This is a genomic window from Janthinobacterium foliorum, assembly GCF_978021625.1.
In genome coordinates this window covers 42085-62836 of record NZ_CDXDQE010000017.1, presented here as the reverse complement: position 1 = coordinate 62836, position 20752 = coordinate 42085, and the positions used below count along the sequence as shown (strand labels likewise).

15 protein-coding genes are annotated in these 20752 nt (G+C 64.0%); 9 read left to right on the top strand and 6 right to left on the bottom strand.

Annotated elements, in window-relative coordinates:
- Positions 1-330: 330 nt before the first annotated feature.
- The 6 genes from ACZ92H_RS26535 to ACZ92H_RS26510 form a co-directional block, all read right to left on the bottom strand.
- Complete coding sequence (locus tag ACZ92H_RS26535; protein ID WP_465051636.1) at positions 331-3399, bottom strand: efflux RND transporter permease subunit; 3069 nt, start codon at positions 3397-3399, stop codon at positions 331-333.
- Between the two features lie 9 nt (positions 3400-3408).
- Positions 3409-4572 (bottom strand): efflux RND transporter periplasmic adaptor subunit, encoded by a 1164-nt coding sequence (locus tag ACZ92H_RS26530; RefSeq protein ID WP_131378932.1) that lies wholly within the window; start codon positions 4570-4572, stop codon positions 3409-3411.
- A 35-nt stretch (positions 4573-4607) separates the two neighbouring features.
- On the bottom strand, positions 4608-6110 hold the full coding sequence (locus ACZ92H_RS26525; protein ID WP_465051637.1) for an efflux transporter outer membrane subunit: 1503 nt from the start codon (positions 6108-6110) through the stop codon (positions 4608-4610).
- A gap of 163 nt (positions 6111-6273) precedes the next feature.
- A complete protein-coding gene (locus ACZ92H_RS26520) occupies positions 6274-9495 on the bottom strand; it encodes an efflux RND transporter permease subunit (RefSeq protein ID WP_131378934.1) in 3222 nt (1073 codons plus the stop codon).
- Between the two features lie 3 nt (positions 9496-9498).
- Positions 9499-10668, bottom strand: coding sequence for an efflux RND transporter periplasmic adaptor subunit (locus tag ACZ92H_RS26515; RefSeq protein ID WP_131378935.1), 1170 nt, complete (start codon positions 10666-10668; stop codon positions 9499-9501).
- 242 nt (positions 10669-10910) lie between these two features.
- The gene (locus ACZ92H_RS26510; RefSeq protein WP_131378936.1) at positions 10911-11336 is read right to left on the bottom strand and encodes a divergent PAP2 family protein; all 426 of its coding nucleotides are present in this window, start codon (positions 11334-11336) and stop codon (positions 10911-10913) included.
- A 231-nt stretch (positions 11337-11567) separates the two neighbouring features.
- Between ACZ92H_RS26510 and ACZ92H_RS26505 the strand changes: the two genes are divergently transcribed.
- From ACZ92H_RS26505 to ACZ92H_RS26465, 9 genes are all read left to right on the top strand, one after another.
- A complete protein-coding gene (locus ACZ92H_RS26505; protein WP_465051640.1) occupies positions 11568-12650 on the top strand; it encodes a DUF475 domain-containing protein in 1083 nt (360 codons plus the stop codon).
- 102 nt (positions 12651-12752) lie between these two features.
- Positions 12753-13328 carry a TerD family protein gene (locus ACZ92H_RS26500; protein ID WP_131378938.1) on the top strand — a complete coding sequence of 192 codons (576 nt, stop codon included), beginning with the start codon at positions 12753-12755 and terminating at the stop codon, positions 13326-13328.
- Between the two features lie 131 nt (positions 13329-13459).
- Positions 13460-14176 (top strand): TIGR00266 family protein, encoded by a 717-nt coding sequence (locus ACZ92H_RS26495; protein ID WP_071078756.1) that lies wholly within the window; start codon positions 13460-13462, stop codon positions 14174-14176.
- A 255-nt stretch (positions 14177-14431) separates the two neighbouring features.
- Positions 14432-15469, top strand: a complete 1038-nt coding sequence (locus ACZ92H_RS26490; RefSeq protein ID WP_465051642.1) for an ATP-grasp domain-containing protein — start codon at positions 14432-14434, stop codon at positions 15467-15469.
- A complete protein-coding gene (locus ACZ92H_RS26485; protein WP_465051643.1) occupies positions 15466-16623 on the top strand; it encodes a phosphoribosyltransferase domain-containing protein in 1158 nt (385 codons plus the stop codon). Before ACZ92H_RS26490 ends, ACZ92H_RS26485 begins: the two co-directional genes overlap by 4 nt.
- On the top strand, positions 16601-17353 hold the full coding sequence (locus tag ACZ92H_RS26480; RefSeq protein ID WP_131378941.1) for an HAD family hydrolase: 753 nt from the start codon (positions 16601-16603) through the stop codon (positions 17351-17353). The genes ACZ92H_RS26485 and ACZ92H_RS26480 overlap by 23 nt, the downstream gene beginning before the upstream one ends.
- Positions 17350-18456 (top strand): cysteine protease StiP family protein, encoded by a 1107-nt coding sequence (locus ACZ92H_RS26475; protein ID WP_465051644.1) that lies wholly within the window; start codon positions 17350-17352, stop codon positions 18454-18456. Before ACZ92H_RS26480 ends, ACZ92H_RS26475 begins: the two co-directional genes overlap by 4 nt.
- Positions 18449-19447: an HpcH/HpaI aldolase/citrate lyase family protein gene (locus ACZ92H_RS26470; protein ID WP_465051646.1), complete on the top strand. Its 999-nt coding sequence runs from the start codon at positions 18449-18451 to the stop codon at positions 19445-19447. Before ACZ92H_RS26475 ends, ACZ92H_RS26470 begins: the two co-directional genes overlap by 8 nt.
- Entirely contained in the window at positions 19444-20682 is a 1239-nt protein-coding gene (locus ACZ92H_RS26465) for a TerD family protein (protein WP_465051647.1), read from the top strand. The genes ACZ92H_RS26470 and ACZ92H_RS26465 overlap by 4 nt, the downstream gene beginning before the upstream one ends.
- Positions 20683-20752 lie beyond the last annotated feature (70 nt).

Sequence of the window (20752 nt, the reverse complement as noted above, 5' to 3'; positions counted from 1 at the left end):
GCCCGCTCTCGCGGCGGGTTGTGTGCGGCGGGTTGTGTCCAGCGTTCTGTTTGCAGCATCCTGTTCGCGGGATACTGTTTGCGGGATACTGTGTCCAGCATCCTGTTTGCAGCATCTTGTTCTCAGAGCCTGGTCAGAGCCTTGTGTGCAGAAGAGTCTTCCCGGAAGGCTCTTTTTTGCGCCCGCTATTGCATCTGCTATTGCATCGGCTATTCACCGGCTATTCACCAGCTATTGTGCCCGCTTGTACGCCTGCTTGTGCGCCTGCTTGTGCGCCTGTCTTTGCTGGGGCCTTTTGCGTACCTCGCTGCATTCAGCGGTTCCAACGCATCAATGCGCCGGCGCCTCCGTGGGAGCCGCTTCCGCCGCGCCGGCACGCAAGGCCTGGTGGTCGGCGGCCAGGAACAAATACATGGCGGGCACGACGAACAGGGTAAACAAGGTGCCGATGGACAAGCCCGTAAAGATCACCAGGCCCATCGCGTGGCGCCCCGCCGCGCCAGCACCCGAGGCGATCACCAGCGGCAGCACGCCAAACACCATGGCGGCCGTCGTCATCAAAATGGGCCGCAGGCGCACGCCAGCCGCCTCTTCCACCGCCTCGCGCTTGCTCTTGCCCGTCTTTTGCAGCTGGTTGGCCACTTCCACGATCAGGATGCCGTGCTTGCTGATCAGCCCCATCAGGGTCACCAGGCCCACCTCCGTATAAATGTTGATCGAGGCAAAGCCCAGGAAGATGAACATGGTGGCGCCAAACAGGGCCAGCGGCACGGAGACGAGAATCACGACGGGGTCGCGGAAGCTCTCGAACTGCGCCGCCAGCGCCAGGAAGACGATCACCACGGCAAACAGCATGGTGACGACAAAGCCGCCCGATTCCTGCACGTACTGGCGTGACTGTCCCGAATAATCGGCCGTGTAGCCGCTGGGCGCCACCTCGGCCAGGGCGTTGCGCAGCAAGGCCAGCACGTCGCCCTGCGAAGCGCCGGACACGCCGGACAGGGTCACGGAATTGAGCTGCTGGAAACGGTTGATCGACTCGGGCACGACGTCGTACTGGATGTGTGCCACGGTGCTGGCCGGTATCATCGTGCCGTCCGGCGTCTTGATATGGAAATCCAGCACTTCGGACGGGTTGAGCCGGTCCACCTGCAGTACCTGCGGAATCACCTTGTACGAACGGCCCGCGATGGAAAAATAATTGACGTAGCCGCCGCCCAGCGCCGCACCCAGGGCCCCGCCCACGTCCTGCTGCGTCAGGCCCAGCGCGGCCACATTGTCGCGGTCGATCACTACCGTCGCTTGCGGCTTGTCGATCTTCAAATCCGTGTCGATGAAATAAAAGCTGCCGGACGCCCGCGCCTTCTCCAGCACCTGCTGCGCGATGGCGTCGAGGTTTTCAAACGGTTCCGTGGTGGTGATGACGAACTGCACCGGCAAGCCGGAGGAGCCGGGCAAGGCGGGAAACTGGAAGGCGGCCACGCGCGCGCCAGCGATCCTGTTCCAGCCCGCCTGCAAGTCCTGCTGCACCTGCTGGGCGCTGCGCGCGCGCGCGTCCCATGGCGTCATCAGCATGCCGCCAAAACCCGAGTTAACTGTGGGCACGCCCGTGATCTGGAACATCTGGCTGTATTCGGGCATGGCCTTGGCCACCTGGTAAATCTGCTCGGCGTACGTCTGCATCTGGTCCGAGGTGGCCGTCGGGTCGCCCACCACCTGCGACAGCACCACGCCCTGGTCTTCCTCGGGCGCCAGTTCCGACTGCGACATCTTGAACATCAGGCCCAGCACCAGCATCAGGATCGCCGCCAGCACGATCAGCACCAGCCAGGTGTCGAGCAAGCTGTGCAGGATGCGCCGGTAGCGGTCATGCACCTTGCCGAACACGCGGTCGATGGCTTGCACGAAACGCCCGCTATCCTGTTCCGGGCGAAAAAAGCGCGAACACATCATGGGCGACAGGGTCAAGGCCACCACGCCCGAGACAGCCACGGCGCCGGCCAGCGTAAACGCGAATTCCGTAAACAGCGCGCCCGTCAGGCCGCCCTGGAAGCCGATGGGCACGTAGACGGCGATCAGCACCACCGTCATGGCCAGGATGGGACTGCCCAGCTCGCGCGCCGCCAGCAGGCTGGCCTCCAGCGGCGACTGGCCCAGCTTCATGTGCCGGTCGACGTTTTCCACCACGATGATAGCATCGTCGACCACCAGGCCAATGGCCAGCACGATGGCCAGCAAAGTCAGCAGATTGATGGAATAGCCGAGCGCCAGCATCACGGTAAAGGTGCCGACCAGCGACAGCGGCATGGCGATCACGGGCACGATGACGGCCCGCAGGCTGCCCAGGAACAGGTAGATGACGATGGTGACGATCAGCAGCGCCTCGACCAGGGTCTTGATGACTTCGCGGATCGAGGTATTGATGAAGAACGTCGAGTCATACACGATTTCGCCCGTCAGGCCGGCCGGCAGCTGCGTCTGGATGTCGGGGAAGGCGGCGCGCACGCGCTCGGCCACGTCGAGGATATTGGCTTCCGGCGCCACCTTGATGCCGATGAAGACGGAACGCACGCCGCTGAAGGCGACGTTGAAATCGTAGTTTTCCGACCCCAGCACGACGGTGGCCAGGTCTTCCAGGCGCACGATGGAGTCGCCGCTGCGCTTGACGACCAGCTTCTTGAATTCATCCACGGAATGCAGGTCCGTCCCCGCCGTCAGGGGTATCGTCACCATCTGGCCCTTGCTCGAACCGAGCGCGGCCAGGTAATTATTGTTGCCCAGCGCGGCGCTGACCTCGGCCGCCGTCACGCCGAAAGCCGCCATCTTGTCCGCATCGAGCCAGGCGCGCAGGGCAAACAGGCGCGCACCGAGCAGTTCCGCCGTCTGCACGCCGCTGACGGAGTCGAGCTTGGGCTTGACCACGCGGCTGAGAAAATCCGTGACGTTATTCGTTGGCAAGGTCTTGCTGTAAAAGCCCAGATACATGGCGTCCGTCGTCTGCCCCGTCTGTACCGTCAGCACGGGCGCCTGGGCCTGCGCCGGCAACTGGTTGCGCACGGAACTGACCTGGGTATTGATTTGCGTGAGGGCACGGTTGGCATCGTAATTCAGGCGCAAGGTGGCCGTGATCGTGGACACGCCGCTGCTGCTCGACGACGACAGATAATCGATGCCCTGCGCCTGTGCGATGGCCGATTCCAGCGGCTGCGTGATAAACCCCGCCACCGTCTGCGCGTCGGCGCCGTAATACGTGGTGGAGATCGTCACCACGGCGTTCTGCGTTTTCGGATACTGGTTGATGGGCAAGCTGAACAGGGAGCGCAGGCCCAGCACCACCAGCAGCAGGCTCACCACCATGGCCAGCACGGGCCGGCGGATAAAGAGATCGGTGAAGTTCATGGCGGCGCCTCAGTGTTCCTGCGGCGTAGGCCGCGGATTGTTGCGCGGTTCGACCACGTTGCTGACCACCACGGGGCTGCCGTTCTTGAGCTTGATCTGTCCGCTGGTGACCACTTGCTGTCCCTCGGCCAGGCCCGTCAGCACGGCCACCTGGTCGCCCCGCGTCTCGCCCGTCGTCACGAACACCTGGCGCACCACCAGCCCGTCCGCCCTGGGCGGCGGCGGTGTCCCCACCTTGGCATCCTGCCTGGTCTGCTGCGCCGCCTGCACCACGAACACGGTGGAACCGTACGGATTGTAGGTGATCGCCGTTTGCGGCAAGGTCAGGAACTGCCGCTTGCCGCCCGCCTCCACGTGCACGTTGGCAAACATGCCGGGCAACAATTGCCGCTGCGGATTGGCCACCGTGGCCTCGACCTGCACGTTGCGCGTGGCGGGGTCGACCTTGGAACTGATGGCGCTGACCTTGCCCGTAAAAGCCGTGTTTGCATAGGCGTCGCTGGACAGCTGCAAGGCTTGCCCCACCTGCAGTCCGCTCAGCTGCTTTTGCGGAATATAGAAATTCACATAGATGGGATCGATGGTTTGCAGGGTCACGATCTTGTCGCCGGGATTCAGGTACTGCCCTGGATTGACGGTGGTAATGCCAAGCTTGCCCGCGAACGGCGCGCGGATGGTTTTCTTCTCCACCAGCGCCGCCTGCTGCGCGGCGAGCGCCTGGCGGCTCTTCAGGTCGGCCTGGTCGCTGTCGATCTGCGCCTGGCTGATCGCCTGCACGGCGAATTGCTGCTGGTCGCGCCGGAGCACGGAAGCGGCCAGTTCCGCGGCGGCCTGCAAAGCGCGCAACTGGGCGATATCGGCATCGGCGTTCAGCTGCACCAGCAACTGCCCCGCCGCCACCTCCTGGCCCGACTTGAAATGGACGGACCTGACCAGGCCGGCAATTTCACTGGCCACGTCGACGCCGCGCACGGCCACCATGGTGCCCACGGACGACAGGTGCGGCTGCCATTGCGCATGGCGGATGATCGTGGCCGAGACCGTCTGCGGCGCGGGCTTGGGCGCGCTGGCCATCAGTTGCCGGATATGCAGGAAGAAACCCAGCGCCAGCAAGGCAATCAGCAGCGCCACCGCCCCCAGCATGATCAGCATGCGCTTCGTGCGTTTCGTCATGGATGCACCCCTTGTGATTGTGGCGTCCAACAAAATCAGTCCGTGCCCGTCCTCAGCGGCAGGGCCGTCGTGGCGCTAACAGTCGCCAGCGCGGGCCGGTTCCACCAGCCGCCGCCCAGCGCCTGGAACAGTGCGGCGCTGTCGGCATAGCGCGCCGCCTGCGCCTGCACCAGGCCCACCCTGGCTTGCTGATACGTGCGCTGGGCATCGAGCAGGGACAGATAACTGATGGCGCCCAGCTTGAATTGCTGCGTGCTCAGCGCCAGCGATTCGCTGGCCAGCGCCGCCACCTCGGCCTGCTGCTTGAGCGCGTCGGCATCCGCATCGAGCGCCCGCAGGCTGTCGGCCACGTTCTGGAATGCACCCAGCACGGTGGCGCGGTAGCCGGCCGCGGCCACCTCGTAGCCGGCGACGGCGGCGCGCCGCCTGGCGCTCAGGGCGCCGCCGTTGAACAGGGGTTGGGCCAGCCCGGCGGCCACGCCCCAGACGGAGGAACCGCCTTGCAGCAAGGCGGGAAAGCTGGATGCCAGCGAACCGTAGTTGCCCGTCAAGGTGATTTGCGGATACTGGTTTGCCGTGGCCACGCCTATCTGCGCGCTGGCCTGCTGCAACAGCGCTTCGCTGGCGCGGATGTCGGGTCGCTGGCGCACCAGGGCCGATGGCAGCGACACGGGCAAGTCCTGTGGCAAGCGCAGCGATGCCAGGTCGAAGGCGGGCAGGTCCGGCTCACTGGGCAGGCGGCCCGCGTAGACGGCAAGCTGGTGGCGCGTCAGCGCCAGGGCCTTTTCCAGCGGCGGCACGCTGGCGCGCGTCTGTGCCACCGTATTGCGCTGAAGCAGCACCGTCGCGCGGGGGATCGCGCCGAACTGGAATTGCAGCTCGATCACGTCGAGCTGTTTCTGCTGCGCATCGAGCACCTCGCCCGTCGCCTGCAATTGCCCGCGCAGCGACGCTTCGCGGATCGCCGTGGTCACCAGGTTGGCCGTCAGGGCCAAATAGGCCGCTTCGAGCTGGTACTGCTGATAATCGGCCAGCGCCTGCAAGCCTTCCAGCTGGCGCTTGTTGCCGCCGAACACGTCCAGCGCATACGAGACATTCACCGAGGCATTGTACAAATTGGAAACGCCGCCGGCCCCTTCCAGGCGGCTGGTCTTTTCGCGGCTCACGCCCAGCTGGGCGCCCACCTCCGGATACAGCAGGCTGCCGGCCAGGGCGCGGTAGTTTTCATCCGCCTGGCGCAGCGCCGCCTGCGCCGACGCGAGGCCGGGACTGCGCGTCAAGGCATCACGCACCAGCTGGTCCAGGGCTGGCGACTGGAACAACGACCACCATTGCGCGGGAATATCCCGGCCCGGCATGAAACGCTGCGCCTCGCCGCCCGCGCCCGGCGCCGAGGCGGTTTCCAATGGCAAGGGCGCCGACGTGTAGCGCTCGCCGCCGGGAGCGGCAGGACGCCGGAAATCGGGCCCGACCGCGCAGCCGGCCAGCAGGCACACCATGACGAAGATGCCGGGACCGGGCTGCCGTTTGGAGAGCATGATTCTTGTCCGATACTTGCAGTGACACACCGTGAGCGGATGGAAGCACATCGCGGAGGCGCCGCCATCCGCTCTACGATTGTAGAGCACCTGACGTAAAAAGAGCCTTCCGAAGAAGGCTCTTTGACTTGGCACAAGGATTGCGCAGCTGAGGCTGCCTGACTTATTTTTGCAGGCTGACGGACGTGGCCTTCGGCGCGCGGCGGCCCATCAGGAACAGCACGGCCTTCTTCAGCATGCGGTAGACGAAGCGCACCATCAGCAAGGTCAGCACGCATTCGATCAGGGTCAGGATCATGGCCACGGCCACGGGCATGCGCACGGCGCGGCGGTGGAACTTGGCCACGGCGGCATCGCGGGCGATCTCGATGCTGTCATAGAAGGTTGGCACCACCAGCAGGGTCAGGATGGTCGAGGTGATGGTGCCGCCGATGATGGCGATCGCCAGCGGACGGTAGAACTCGCCACCCTCGCCCAGGCCCAGCGCAACGGGGAACATGCCGGCGATCAGCGCGAACGTCGTCATCAGGATGGGACGCAGGCGCATGCGGCCCGCATACATCAGCGCATCCTCGCGGCCATGGCCCTCTTCCTCGCGCTTGCGCGCCGCGTCCAGCAGCAGGATGGCGTTCTTGGCGACCAGTCCCATCAGCATGATGATGCCGATAAAGCTCATCAGATTCAGGGTATTGTTGGTGATCACCAGCGCCACCACCACGCCGATCAGGCTCAACGGCAAGGACATCATCACGGCCACGGGCGCCGTGAAGGAACCAAACTGCATCACCAGGATCAAATACATCAGGCCGATACCCATCACCAGCGCAATCAGCATTTCCGTGAACAGTTCCTGCTGATCCTGGCCCGCACCGCCCAGCGCCAGGCCATAGCCGGGCGGGAAGTCGATGGAGTTGGCCAGTTTCATGGCGTCGGTGGTCACTTCGCCGTTCGAGCGGCCCTGCGCATTGGCCGACACCGTGATCGTGCGCTTGCCGTTCTTGTGCTCGATACCGGATGGCCCCTTGCCCATGGTGATGTTGGCGATCTGATCCAGCGGCACCATTTGCGACGTGCCCGTCACGCTGATCGGCAGGCGCTCGATATTCTCGGACGCCACGCGGTCATCGGGATGCAGGCGCACGGCCACGTCGCGCGTTTCGCCCGTCGGATCGACCCAGTCGCCCACTTCCACGCCGGCAAACGCCACGCGCAGCGATTGCGCCGCGTCATTGACGGAAATGCCCATCGAGTTGGCCAGGCCACGGTTGAGCTCAATCTGCAGCTCGTTCTTCGGGTCCTGTTCGGACAGGCCCACGTCGACGGCGCCGGGAATGGCGCGCAGCTTGTCCATGTAGGCGTTGGTGATTTCCATCAGCTTGCGTGAATCCGGCCCCGTGAATTCCACCTGGATGGGCTTTTGCGCGCCATTGCTGAGGTCATCGAGCACCACGTATTCGGCCCCCACCAGGCGCGACATCTTCTCGCGCAGTTCCGTGGCGATTTCCTTGGCCGAGCGCTTGCGCGTGTTGCGCTTGCCGATGTCGACATAGACTCTGCCGCCGCCCGCGTTGATGGAACTGTTGGTGTCCTTGGTTTCAGGCAAGGTGCGCGCCAGGACGGCCGCCGCTTCCAGTTTCAGGCGCGAATACTCGATGCTGCTCGACGAAGGCGTGCGCACGTTGATCATCAGGTTGCCCGAATCCGATGCCGGCAGGAAGCTGGTGCCGCCATGCGTGATATGCAGGGCGATGGCGCCGGCCAGGCTGATGACGGCAATGAAGGCCATCCAGCGGCGGTGGTGCAAGGCCCAGGCGATGACCCTGCCGTAGCGGTCGGCCTGGTGGTCGAACCAGTGGTTGAATTTTTCCAGCACGCGGCCGATGCCTTTTTTCGGCGCCGAGTGTTCCTCGACCGGGTCGCCCCAGTAGGCCGACAGCATCGGGTCGAGCGTAAACGAAATGCCCAGGCTGACCAGTACGGAGCAAGTCACGGTGAGGGCGAACGGACGGAACCATTCACCGGAGATGCCCGGCATGAAGGCCACGGGAATGAACACGGCGATGATGGAGAAGGTGGTGGCGGCCACGGCCATGCCGATCTCGGCCGTGCCTTCCAGCGCCGCCGTGCGGCGGTCCTTGCCCATCTGCATGTGGCGCACGATGTTTTCACGCACCACGATGGCGTCATCGATCAGCACGCCAATGGCCAGCGACAAGCCCAGCAGGGTCATGAAGTTCAGGGTAAAGCCGCACAGCCACACGGCGATGAAGGCGGCGATGACGGAGGTTGGCAAGCTCAGCGCCGTAATCAGTGTCGAGCGCCATGAGTTCAGGAACGCATACACGACGAAGATGGTCAGCACGGCGCCCAGCACCAGCGATTCGATCACGTTGTTCAGGCTATGCTGGGCATTTTCGCCGCCGTCGCGCGTCACTTGCAGGATCGTGCCTTTCGGCAGGGTCTTGTTGATTTCCTCGACCATGTCGCGGATCTTGTTGGCCACGCTGACGGTGGACGCATCGCGCACGCGGGTAATGGAAATGCCCACGTTCGGCTTGCCGCTGCGCACGCTCAGGCTGTTGACTTCGGCGAAACCGTCCTCGATGGTCGCCACTTGCGCCAGGCGCACGATTTCCTCGCCGCGGCGCTTGATCACCACTTGCTCGAAGTCGGACGGCGATTCGATGCGGCCCACCAGGCGGATGCTTTTCTCGTCCAGGATGCCGCGCACCTTGCCGACGGGCGCGTTGGTGTTCTGGTTGCGCAAGGCGGTGACGACGTCGCTGACGGACACGTTGTACTCACGCAGCTTTTCGGCGCGCAGCAGCACGGACAGTTCGCGCTTCAGCGAGCCGCCCACGTTGACCAGCGCCACGCCATCGACGGCGCGGAAGCGGTCCGACAGCACGTCTTCGGCCAGGCGCGAAATTTCCGCATGGCTTTGCGTATTCGACGACAGCGCCAGCTGCATGATCGGTTCGGCAGCCGGGTCGATGCGCTGCAGGATCGGTTCGCGCATTTCCAGCGGCAGCTTGTAGCGCACGGCGGCAATGGCGTTGCGGATATCGTCGGACGCTTCGATCAGATTCGTCTTGAAGGAAAACTTCAGGAAAATGCTGGCCGAACCTTCGTTGGAATCGCTATTGATTTCCGTCACGCCGGAGATGCTTTGCAGCGACTTTTCCAGGCGGTTCACCACTTCGCGCTCGACCGTGTCGGGCGAGGCGCCAGGGTAGGGAATGCTGACGACGATGAATGGCACTTCGACGTCGGGATTCTGGTTGACGCGCAGTTTCTTGAGCGCCAGCAAGCCGACGCACATCATCGCCAGGATCAGGACGATGGTGGCGGTGGGCCGCTTGATACTGAAATCGGACAGGAACATGGCTTAGTTTCCTTTACCGGCAACGGCGGCGCTGCTGCTGGCCACGGCGGCGGCCGGCACGGCCTTGGCTGCCGTCAGCTCCACTTTCTGCCCATCCTTGAAGGTCGAGCCGGGCGTGCGCAGCACGGTGTCGCCACTGGCCAGGCCGCTTTGCACTTCCCACTGGCCCGTGCGCACGTCGCGCGCGCCGATGCGCAGCGTGGCCTTATGCAGGGCCTTGTCCTTGACCTTCCACGTGTACGTCACGTCGCCCGCCTTCACCAGGGCCGAGTCCGGGATCATCAGCGCGCTGACGGTTTCCGTCTCGATGCGTCCTTCCGCATACAGGCCGGCCACGCGCGGCTGTTCCTTCTCGACGAAATCGACCAGCACGGCCACCTGGCGCGTGACGGCATTGGCGGCCGGATCGACGCGGCGCACCTTGCCCGCGAAATCCTGTCCTGGGTAACCATTAATGCGGAACAGCACGGGCTGGCCCACCTTGACGACGCCGATCTTGTCGGCCGACACCAGGCCTTCCAGGCGCATGCTGGTCGGATCGATGACCTTGATCAATTCCTTGCCGATTTGCGCCGTATCGCCATTCGATACCTTGCGCTCGCTCACGATGCCGTCGAACGGCGCGCGCACGAGCGTGCGCTGCAGCTGCTGGCGGGCCTGGGCGGCGCGGCTCTTGGCGGCGGACAGGTCGCTCTGCGCATTGTTGCGGCGGATTTCCGCGTCTTCCAGCGCCTGCGTCGACGTCATGCCCGAGGCGCGCAGGGTTTTCATGCGCTGGAACATGCGTTCGGACTGTTCCAGCACCTGGCCCGAGGCGCGGCTCGCCTCCTCGGCCGAATTGAGGCTGTCGCGGATGGCCGTTTCGTCCAGACGCACGAGCACGTCGCCGCGTTTCACGGCTTCGCCATTTTCCTTCATGACCTGGATCACCACGGCCGACACTTCGGCGCGCAGGTCGGCATTGCGTTCAGGCTGCACGGAACCGGTGATGACGGGACCCGATGCCAGCGCATTGCTCTGGATGGTCAGCACGTCTTCCGGCGACACCAGCAAATTGACGGCGGCGCTGGCCTTTTCATCCTTGCCTCCGCCCTTGCCAGGATCTTTGGACTCTTTGCCACAAGCGGCCAAGGCAGAAGCGATTGCCAGAACGAACAGGGTTTTGCGCAACATGGGTAATTCTCCGGATAGATAGCACCGCCACCAGCCCGGCCGCCCGGATAGGGCAGTCAGGCAACGGCAAGTCATTATTTTTATTAAAACCACAAGCGCCAAAGTATCCATGAGCGCCTCCGGCCATGTCAATCGGCGGTTTCCTGTAATGCTTTAATCAGTGGATGAAACGTAGTTTTTACGCCCTGAAACGCAAAACCCCGCCTTCAGGCGGGGTTTATGACACGGGGGAACAGGAAAGTTCAGCGGGCGAAAACGTAGTTTACGAGGAAGCCGATCGCCACGCCCGTGCACAGGCCGCCCGCGATTTCCACCAGGGTATGGCCCATGCGCTCGCGCAGCCAGGCATGCGCGGAGCTGCTGCCCTCCTTGGCCAGGCGGTTGATGGCGGCCGCCTGCTTGCCGACATGCTGGCGCAGGCTGTTGGCATCGATGATGACGATGAAGGCCAGGGTCACGGCCACGCCGAAGGCGGGATGGCCGATGCCTTCGCGCAAGGCGATCAGGGTCGCCATGCTGGACACGACGGCGCTATGGTTGCTGGGAAAGCCGCCATTGCCGACCAGGCCAAACGCCCATTGGCGCGTGCGGGCGCTGTTGATCAGGAATTTGATCGGTCCGACCAGGATCCAGGTGATCAGGGGAGTGACGAGGTAAGCGATATCCACGGGGTATTCCTTCTTTATATTAGGGTATGTCTGTCTGGGGAGACAGCTGCGCCGCAATTATCGCAGATCAACCGCGCCAGCAGAACTGTCTGCCATCACCATACAAAACGCCGCTCCCGGCGGCAACTAATATAAAATCATGGCATATACAACAATTGACGTATATCAACACTGGCGCAGCGCGCAGCGCGGCGCCGACAGGCAAACGTCTTTCCACACAACGGGGTATCCATGCGGCATTTCAGAATTTCCTTCTTCGTCACCTTCATCCTCATGGCGGTGTCCGGCTGGTGGGGCTACAGCCACGGCGGCACGGCAGGCATGATCCAGGCGCTGTGGATCACGGGCGTGCTGGGCATCATGGAAGTGTCGCTGTCGTTCGACAATGCCGTGGTCAACGCCTCGGTCTTGCGACACTGGAATGAATTCTGGCAAAAACTGTTCCTGACGGTCGGTATCCTCGTGGCCGTCTTCGGCATGCGGCTGCTGTTCCCGCTGGTCATCGTCTCCGTCGCCACGGGCCTGGGCCTGGTCGACGTGTGGACCATGGCCACCACCACGCCGGACGTATACGCCAAGCACCTGACGGACAACCACGCGCAGGTGGCGGCCTTCGGCGGCGCCTTCCTGCTGCTGGTGTTCCTGAACTTCCTGTTCGACGACGAGAAAGAATTGCACTGGCTGGGCTGGGCCGAGGAAAAAGTCAACGCGCTGGGCACCGAAAGTCTGGCCGTGCTGATCACCATGGGCGCCGTGGCCGCCTGCGTGGCCATGGGCCCTGCGGAACAAAAATACAGCGTGCTGGCGTCGGGCATCGTCGGCATCGCCGTCTACATCGGCGTGAACTGGATCAGCGGCTTGCTGGAAGAAGGCGAACCGGACCTGCAGGACGACGAGGAAGACGGCGCCGCCCCCGCGAAAAACGGCAATGGCGACCTGGTGAAAACCGTGGCGCGCGGCAGCATCGGCGGCTTCCTGTACCTGGAAGTGCTGGACGCCTCGTTCAGCTTTGACGGCGTGATCGGCGCCTTTGCCATCACCAACGACGTCGTCATCATCATGCTGGGCCTGGCCATCGGCGCCATGTTCGTGCGTTCCATGACGGTGTTCCTGGTGCACAAGGGTACCCTGGACGAATTCGTCTACCTGGAACACGGCGCCCACTATGCGATCGGCATTCTGGCCTTGATCATGCTGGGCTCGGTCAAGTACCATATTCCGGAGTGGTTCACGGGCCTGTCGGGCGTGGCCTTCATCCTGGTCTCGCTGTGGTCGTCGCTGCGTTACCGCAAACGGCACGCGGCACAAGCTTGAAATCGGGGATTTCGTCCCCAATTGAGAGAGTGATGGCACGAGCGCCTTACGCGCTCATCCCATGCAGGCATGTTTAAGTAAATTACTGAAAAGGAGCACCACATGGCAATCAGTTTGCAAAAAGGCGGCAACGTCAACCTGAGCAAGGAAGCACCGAACCTGAAGAAGATCATCGTCGGCCTCGGCTGGGATCCTCGTTCGACCGACGGCGCCACCTTCGACCTTGACGGCAGCGCCTTCCTCCTGAAAAGCGACGGCAAAGTCCGTGGCGACTCTGACTTCATCTTCTACAACAACCTGAAATCGACGGACGGTTCCGTCGTCCACACGGGCGACAACCAGACCGGCGAAGGCGAAGGCGACGATGAGCGCATCGAAATCGACCTGACCCGCGTACCAAACGACATCGACCGCATCAGCATCACCGTCACCATCCACGACGCCGACGCGCGCCGCCAGAACTTCGGCATGGTCTCGAAAGCCTTCATCCGCTGCCTGAACGCGGAAGGCGAACGCGAAATCGCCCGCTACGACCTGTCCGAAGACAGCTCGACGGAAACGGCGATGATCTTTGGCGAGATCTACCGCTACAACGGCGAATGGAAGTTCAAGGCCATCGGCCAGGGCTTCAATGGCGGCCTGGGCCCCCTCGCCCGCTCGTTCGGCGTCAATGCCTGACATTCACGCTCGCTAACCCTGCGGGCCGCCCACCGGGCTTGCCCGCAACGGTTTTCCGAGGTGAATTGTATTTATGTCATATCATCACTGCCGCCTGCACAGTTCAGGCGGCTTTTTTTTGGAGATTTATCATGCCAGTATTTAGTGTCACCGGCGACGTCGATCCTTTCCTCCACGTCAGCATGAAACAGGGCGAAACCATCTATTGCGAATCCGATGCGATGGTGATGATGGAAACGGCGCTGGATTTGAAGGGCAAGATGACGGGTGGCCTTGGCAGCGCCATCATGCGCCGCTTCGCCAATGGCGAATCGTTCTTCCAGCAGCACATCGAAGCGGTGCGCGGCAGCGGCGACTGCCTGCTCTCGCCCACTCTGCCGGGCGCCATCGAAGTGGTCGACGTGGGCGCGCGCCAGTACCTGCTCAACGACGGCGCCTTTGTCGCCGCCACCTCGGGCACGGAAATGAAGGTGCGCACGCAAAGCCTGGGCAATGCGCTGTTCGCCCAGTCGGGCGGCTTCTTCGTCATGGAGACGGCCGGCACGGGGCAAGTGGTGGTATCGGGCTTCGGCTCCATGTTCCAGCTCGACGTCGAGCCGGGCAAGGACGTCGTGATCGACAATTCCCACGTGGTGTGCTGGGACAATAGCCTGAAATACGAGATTTCCGTGACCACGGGCGGCGGTTCGGGCGGCGGCGGCATCGGTGGCTTCCTGGGCAATATCGTCAACAGCGTCACCAGCGGCGAAGGCATCGTGCTGCGCTTTTCCGGCTCGGGCAAGGTGTTCATCTGCTCGCGCAACCGCGACGCCTTCCTCAAATGGACAGCCTCCGGCAAGGCCGGCTAGAGGCACCTGACCAAACCTACTGCGCGTCGGCATAGGCGGCCTGCGATGCTCACCGGCTCGGCGCCCCCGTACTTAGTACGGTTGCGCTTCCCGGCCACCTCTTCCTTCCGCTCGCTACGGTTTTGTCAGGCGCTGTGAGTTTGTTGCTCAACGTTGTAGTTCAAAAAAATTCTAAGGCCAGGTTAAGTCTGGCTGGTTAGACTCCCCGCGCGCGCACCTGCGCGCGGCTTCCCTTTCTTTACCCGGTCCCCGTACATGCAAAGAGTCTGGTTCAACAAAACATTTTCCTCCGTCGGCACGGCCATGCGCCTGATCCGCGAGGCCGATAGCGCCGCCACGGGCGGCCAGCCCCGCTACCATATCGTGTGCAGCAATACGAATGCGCACGCGGCCGCCTTTTTGTCGGCCCACGAATACGCCGTCGAACCATCCGGCCTCACGGGCCTCAATTATGTGGAATGGTGCCTGGAGTTTTGCCGCGACCGCGCAATCACGATTTTCTGGCCCGGCAAGGAAGCAGGCCTGATCGGCAGCGCCAGCGCGCGCTTCGCCGCCATCGGCACGCGCGTGCTCAGCGTGGCCAGTGAAGAGACCCTGGCCCTGATGCACGACAAGGCGCGCTTCTGCGACGGCCTCGACCTGCCCATGGCGCGACCGGCCGAGTACCGCGCCGTCACCAGCATCGAAGAATACGACGCCGCCTACGCCGAACTGCGCCCCTTGCACCGCAAGCTGTGCATCAAGCCGTCGGAATCCGTGTATGGCCTGGGCTTTGCCGTGCTCGATGAAGAGCGCTCCAGCGCCCAGCTGCTGCTGGCCGGCGCCGCCTACCAGGTCAACGCGCAGGAATTGCGCAGCGGCCTGGCGCAGATGAGAACGTTTAAAACCCTGCTGCTGATGGAATACCTCGATGGCCACGAATACAGCGCCGACTGCGTCGCCGACCAGGGCGCGCTGGTGTGCGCCGTGCCGCGCAAGAAACTGCACACGGGCGGCAGCGGGCAGCTGATCGAGCTGCGCGACGACCTGCTGGCCGCCTGCGCCAAACTGGCGCGCGACTACCGCCTGAACGGCGTGTTCAACATCCAGTTCCGCGAAGGCGCGAACGGCCTGGCGCTGCTGGAAATCAATCCGCGCATGTCGGGCGGCATCGGCATGGCCTGCGCGGCCGGCCCGAACCTGCCCTACCTGGCGCTGGCCGGTTTCGACCAGGGTTTCGACAAGCTCGCCGTGCCTGCCATCCGCGAGGGCATGCGCGTGGCCGAAGCCGCCTACGCCGTGGAGCTGCCATGAACCTCGTCAAAAAACAGATGCCCACGGGCGAACTGACCCTGAAAGTGGACGAGGCGCGCTTTCCGCTGGACTGGCTGATCGGCTTTGCCGCGCGCGCCAACGCCAAGCGGGGCTTTTTATTCCTGTCCAAGGTGCTGGGCAAGCACTGGCCCGTCACGCCGCGCGCCATGCAAACCATCCACGACGACCTGGCCGCGCAGATTCCGCCCAGCCTGCCCGGCCCCGTCGTCTTCATCGCCATGGCGGAAACGGCGGTCGGCCTGGGCCAGGGCGTGTTCGAAGCATGGCTGCGCGCCAACCCGAATGGCAAGGCCCTGTTCCTGCACAGCTCGCGCTACCGCGTCGGCAGCGTGCCCTTCTTCGAATTCGAGGAATCGCACAGCCACGCGCCGCGCCAGTTCCTGCATCTGTCCGACGCGGCCAGCGCGCTGTTTTCCACGGCCCGCAGCCTGGTGCTGATCGACGATGAAGCGTCGACCGGCAACACCTTTGCCAACCTGGTGCAAGTGTGCCGCGCGCGCTATCCGCAGCTGGAAAAGCTGCACCTGGGCGTGATCACCAATTTCATGGGCCAGGCCGCCAACGCCGGCTTGACGCAGCGTTTCGGCCTGCCCACCAGCATCGGCGCGGCGCTCTCCGGCCACTACGCCTTCCAGGCCGGCGCTGCGCCGGCTCCCGTGGCGGCCAGCGCGCAGCGCTTCGAGGCGAACGCGGAACGGGGCGCCAGCCCGGCTTTTGGCCGCATTGGCGTGGGCCGCGCATTGAGCCCGCCGCAGGGCCTGGCCGTGCAGCTGGCGCAGGAAATCGGCGCCGGCGACTCCGTGCTGGTGCTGGGCACGGGCGAATTCATGCACCCGTCCTTCCTGCTGGCGCGCGAGCTGGAAAGCCTGGGCAAGAACGTGGTGGTGCAGTCGACCACGCGCTCGCCGATTTTATCGTGGGGCTCCGTCGGCCATATCGTCCGCTGCGACGACAACTACGGCGAAGGCATCGCCAACTACCTGTACAACGTGGCGCCTGGCCAGTACCAGCACGTCTTCATCTGCCATGAAACCCCGGCCAGCCCGGCCCTCATGCAACTCGCCGGCCAGTTGAACGGCCGCCTGTTCCACTTTCAGTCAGAGACCAAAATTGAAGAAATTCCTGTTTGTTGATCTGGACGACACACTGTTCCAGACCCCGAAGAAATGCCCCGGCGAGACCGATTTGCAGCCGGCCGCCTACCTGAAGAATGGCGACGCCTGCTCGTTTACGACGGCGCGCCAGCGCGCCTTCTTCGAGTTTGCGCAAAGCGGCATGACCCTGATCCCCGCCACGGCCAGGAACGGCGACGCCTTCCGCCGCGTCGACCTGCCGTTTACCAGCTACAGCGTGCTCGATTACGGCGGCATCGTGCTGCAGCCGGGCGGCGCGCTCGACGCGGGCTGGCTGGCGCTGATGCAAAACGACATGCAGACTGCCCTGCCCGGCCTGCGGGACGCCATGCGCATCATCGACGATTTCCAGGCCAAGGCCGGCATGCCGTCGCGCGCGCGCCTGATCGAAGACTACAACACGCCGTTCTACATCGTCGTCAAGGACCATGAAGCGCGCGGCGAGCGCCTGGCCGACATCGAGGAGCAGGTGCTGCAGCAGTGGATCGATGGCGAAGGTTCCGACTACTTCATCCACCGCAACGGCAACAACCTGGCCGTGCTGCCCAAGACCTTGAACAAGGCGCGCGCCGTGGCCTACCTGCGCGCGGAACTGGAAGCCGAGCATGGCCCCATCCTCAGTTTCGGCATGGGCGACAGCCGCTCGGATGCGCGCTTCATGGCCGCCTGCGACTACGCCATCGTTCCCAACGGCACCCAGCTGGCGGCCCTCACCGTGGCGGCGCTATGACGGACATGACAGCGCATTTCAGCGGCAGCTACCGCCAGGAAGACGTCCTTTTTCTCCTCACGCCCATGGCACTGGAACCCATCCTCGACCTGGCTGAAAAAGAGCGATTGATCCAGTCGGGCCAGCGCCATTACAGCGAAATGCTATCGCCCGAGTCGCTGCCTTCGCCCGCCTACCTGGCGCTGTTCCAGAGCGCGTTCGCGGCCAACCGCCTGCAGATGGCGCGCGACTGCCTGCGCCTGGCAGCCCTGATCGCGGCGCGCCGCAGCGGCCGCATCACCCTGGTGTCGCTGGCGCGCGCCGGCACGCCCGTGGGCGTCATCCTCGGCCATTTGCTGCGCCAGGTCTTCCAGCGCGAATGCAGCCATTATTCCGTCTCCATCATCCGCGACCGCGGTATCGACGCGAACGCCCTGCGCCACATCCTGGCGCAAGGCCATGGCGCCGACTCCATCGTCTTCGTCGACGGCTGGACGGGCAAGGGCGTGATCTCGCGCGAATTGCGCCAGACCGTCAACGATTTCAACGCCGCGCATGGCACGGCCATCGACGGCGGCCTGTTCGTGCTGTCCGACCTGGCCGGCACGGCCGCCTGCGCCGCCTCGGCGGGCGACTATCTGATCCCGTCGAGCATTCTGAACGCCACCGTGTCGGGCCTGGTGAGCCGCTCCGTGCTGAATGAAGCCATCGGCCCTGGCGACTTCCATGGCTGCGTGTACTACGCGCAGTTCGAAGCGCACGACCAGTCGCGCGCCTTCGCCGACGGCCTGGTGGCCGACGCCGTGGCGATCGCCGCCAGCAGCGGCGTCCCGCTGGCCGAGGCAAGCGATGCGCCGGCCATGGCGGCCCGCTCGCAAGCCTACATGGCGCAAGCGCAGCAAGCGTACGGCATCAGCGACATCAATCTGATCAAGCCGGGCATCGGCGAAGCGACGCGCGTGCTGCTGCGCCGCGTGCCGGAACGCCTGATCGTGCGCGACATGAATGCCCCGGACGTGGCACATTTACTGCTTCTGGCGCAGGAAAAAGCCATTCCAGTCACCGTAGAACCGGCGCTGCCTTACCAGGCGGTCGCCCTTATCAGGAGCGCAGTCGATGGATAACAACTCCCTACACCCGCAAAGCGAACACAAGGCGGCACTGGGCGCCTCCATGTATGTGCCGACCACGCACAAGGATCTGCTGGCGATCGCCAATGGCGACAAATTCAGTCACTTGCGCTCGGTGATCCTGTGCACGGAAGACGCCATCGCCGAACGCGACCTCAGTTATGCACTGTTCAATTTATCGCTGGCGCTGCAAAACATGGGCGCCGCATCGGATACCCTGCGCTTCGTGCGCGTGCGCAATCTCGACGTGCTGGCGCGCGTGCTGGCCATGCCCGGCGCCGACAAACTGAGCGGCTTCGTGCTGCCCAAGTCCACGCGCCACAATTTTGAAGCCTACTTCGACCAGGTGCGCCACACCCACCATCTGCTGATGCCGACCCTGGAAACGGCGGAAGTGTTCGACGACGAGGAAATGAAGCAGTTCCGCATCGTGCTGTCCGCGCCGGACGTGCGGCGCCGCATCCTGGCCCTGCGCATCGGCGGCAACGATCTGCTGGCGTTGCTGGGCCTGCGCCGGCCCACCAGCGGCACCATTTACTCAACGCCGCTGGGCCAGGTCATCGGCCGCCTGGTCACCATCTTCAAGCCGCACGGCTTCCAGCTGACGGCGCCCGTCTTCGAGCATCTGTCGCAGGGCAGCTGGCTCGATGCGGAAGTGGCGCAGGACATGGCGCACGGCATGATCGCCAAGACGGCCATCCACCCGGACCAGGTGCCGCAGATCGAGCGCCACTACCAGGTGGCGCAGTCGGACATCGAACTGGCGCTGCGCATCATCGACCCGGACAGCCCGGCCGTGTTCCGCATGCAGGAATCGATGTGCGAAGTGGCCACGCATAGCAGCTGGGCGCTGCGCATCATCGAACAGGCGCGCCTGTTCGGCATCCGCCATGCGGCCGACAACGCCGCGGCATCCACTGTAAATCACGCACCGAATACCTCATTGACTCAACTCTCAAGCGACGAAGGGATTGCACGACCATGACCAATTTCACACGCGGACAAAAAGGCAAACTGGCGGACCTGGGCTTGAACGGCCCGTTTGCCGTCACGCTCGATATCGCTTCCGGCTCGATGGAAGTGGACGTCAGCTGCTTCGGCGTCGATGCGGCAGGCAAGCTGTCGGACGACCGCTACATGGTGTTCTACAACCAGAAAAGCGCGCCGGACAACGCCGTCACGGTGGAGCTGAACGGCCCCCGCTCCACCTTCCAGGTGGATCTTTCCCGCCTGCCCGCCGCCATCGACAAGCTGGTATTCACGGCGGCGACGGAACAGGGCAGCATGCGCGCGCTGGGCAACTCCAGCATGGCGCTGGGCCAGGCGGCCACCTTCAACTTCACGGGCAATGACTTCCAGGACGAGAAGGCCGTCATCATCGGCGAACTGTATCGCCGCGACGGCAGCTGGCGCTTCGGCGCCGTGGGCCAGGGCTTCGCCGGCGGCCTGGCGGCATTGTTGAAGCACTTCGGTGGCAGCGAGGCGGCGCAATCGGCGCCGGCGCCCGTTCCCGTGTCCACGCCAGCGGCGCCGCCGCCGGCGAATAAAATCTCGCTGTCGAAAATCCGCCTGGAAAAGCGCGGCGACAAGATTTCGCTCGACAAGCGCGACAGCGGCGGCTATGGCCGCATCCGCGTCAACCTGAACTGGAACCAGAACGCATCGCAAGGCCAGGCGCCCGCATCGAAACTGGACACGGGCTTCCTCGGCAAGCTGTTCAACAAGCCGGCCGGCCGTTCCGGCGGCATCGACCTCGATATCGGCTGCCTGTTCGAGATGAGCAATGGCGCCAAGAGCGCCGTGCAGGCGCTGGGCAACAGCTGGGGCGCGTATGACCGGCCGCCGTACATCCACCTGGAAGGCGACGACCGCACGGGCAGCGTCAGCAGCGGTGAAAACATCTTCATCAACGGTACCCATTTCGACCAGATCAAGCGCGTGCTCGTGTATGCCTTCATCTACGAGGGCGTGCCGAACTGGGCTGCCACGGACGGCGTCGTGACGATCGAGATTCCCGGCCAGCCTACCGTGGAAGTGCGCCTCGACAGCGACAGCCCGCACGCCATGTGCGCCATCGCCATGCTGGAAAACCACGGCGGCAACCTGCAGGTGACAAAATTGGTGGAATACTTCGGCGGCCAAGGTAAAATCACGGCGCACCAGGCCATGGACGAGCGCTACAGCTTTGGCTTGAACTGGAAAGCCGGACGGAAAGACTGAGTGTCCGTGCACCACTAGCGGAAGGCTGGGGTCGGATGGGGACGCCGAGATCCGCCGGGACTCGGCCCCC

Bases quoted from the DNA above. Each gene is read 5' to 3' on its own strand.
- ACZ92H_RS26495 (WP_071078756.1), top strand. From the start codon at position 13,460: ATGCCAGTATTTAGTGTCACCGGCGACGTCGATCCTTTCCTCCACGTC.
- ACZ92H_RS26485 (WP_465051643.1), top strand. From the start codon at position 15,466: ATGAACCTCGTCAAAAAACAGATGCCCACGGGCGAACTGACCCTGAAA.
- ACZ92H_RS26535 (WP_465051636.1), bottom strand. From the start codon at position 3,399: ATGAACTTCACCGATCTCTTTATCCGCCGGCCCGTGCTGGCCATGGTG.
- ACZ92H_RS26490 (WP_465051642.1), top strand. From the start codon at position 14,432: ATGCAAAGAGTCTGGTTCAACAAAACATTTTCCTCCGTCGGCACGGCC.
- ACZ92H_RS26525 (WP_465051637.1), bottom strand. From the start codon at position 6,110: ATGCTCTCCAAACGGCAGCCCGGTCCCGGCATCTTCGTCATGGTGTGC.
- ACZ92H_RS26500 (WP_131378938.1), top strand. From the start codon at position 12,753: ATGGCAATCAGTTTGCAAAAAGGCGGCAACGTCAACCTGAGCAAGGAA.
- ACZ92H_RS26520 (WP_131378934.1), bottom strand. From the start codon at position 9,495: ATGTTCCTGTCCGATTTCAGTATCAAGCGGCCCACCGCCACCATCGTC.
- ACZ92H_RS26515 (WP_131378935.1), bottom strand. From the start codon at position 10,668: ATGTTGCGCAAAACCCTGTTCGTTCTGGCAATCGCTTCTGCCTTGGCC.
- ACZ92H_RS26505 (WP_465051640.1), top strand. From the start codon at position 11,568: ATGCGGCATTTCAGAATTTCCTTCTTCGTCACCTTCATCCTCATGGCG.
- ACZ92H_RS26530 (WP_131378932.1), bottom strand. From the start codon at position 4,572: ATGACGAAACGCACGAAGCGCATGCTGATCATGCTGGGGGCGGTGGCG.
- ACZ92H_RS26470 (WP_465051646.1), top strand. From the start codon at position 18,449: ATGGATAACAACTCCCTACACCCGCAAAGCGAACACAAGGCGGCACTG.
- ACZ92H_RS26465 (WP_465051647.1), top strand. From the start codon at position 19,444: ATGACCAATTTCACACGCGGACAAAAAGGCAAACTGGCGGACCTGGGC.
- ACZ92H_RS26475 (WP_465051644.1), top strand. From the start codon at position 17,350: ATGACGGACATGACAGCGCATTTCAGCGGCAGCTACCGCCAGGAAGAC.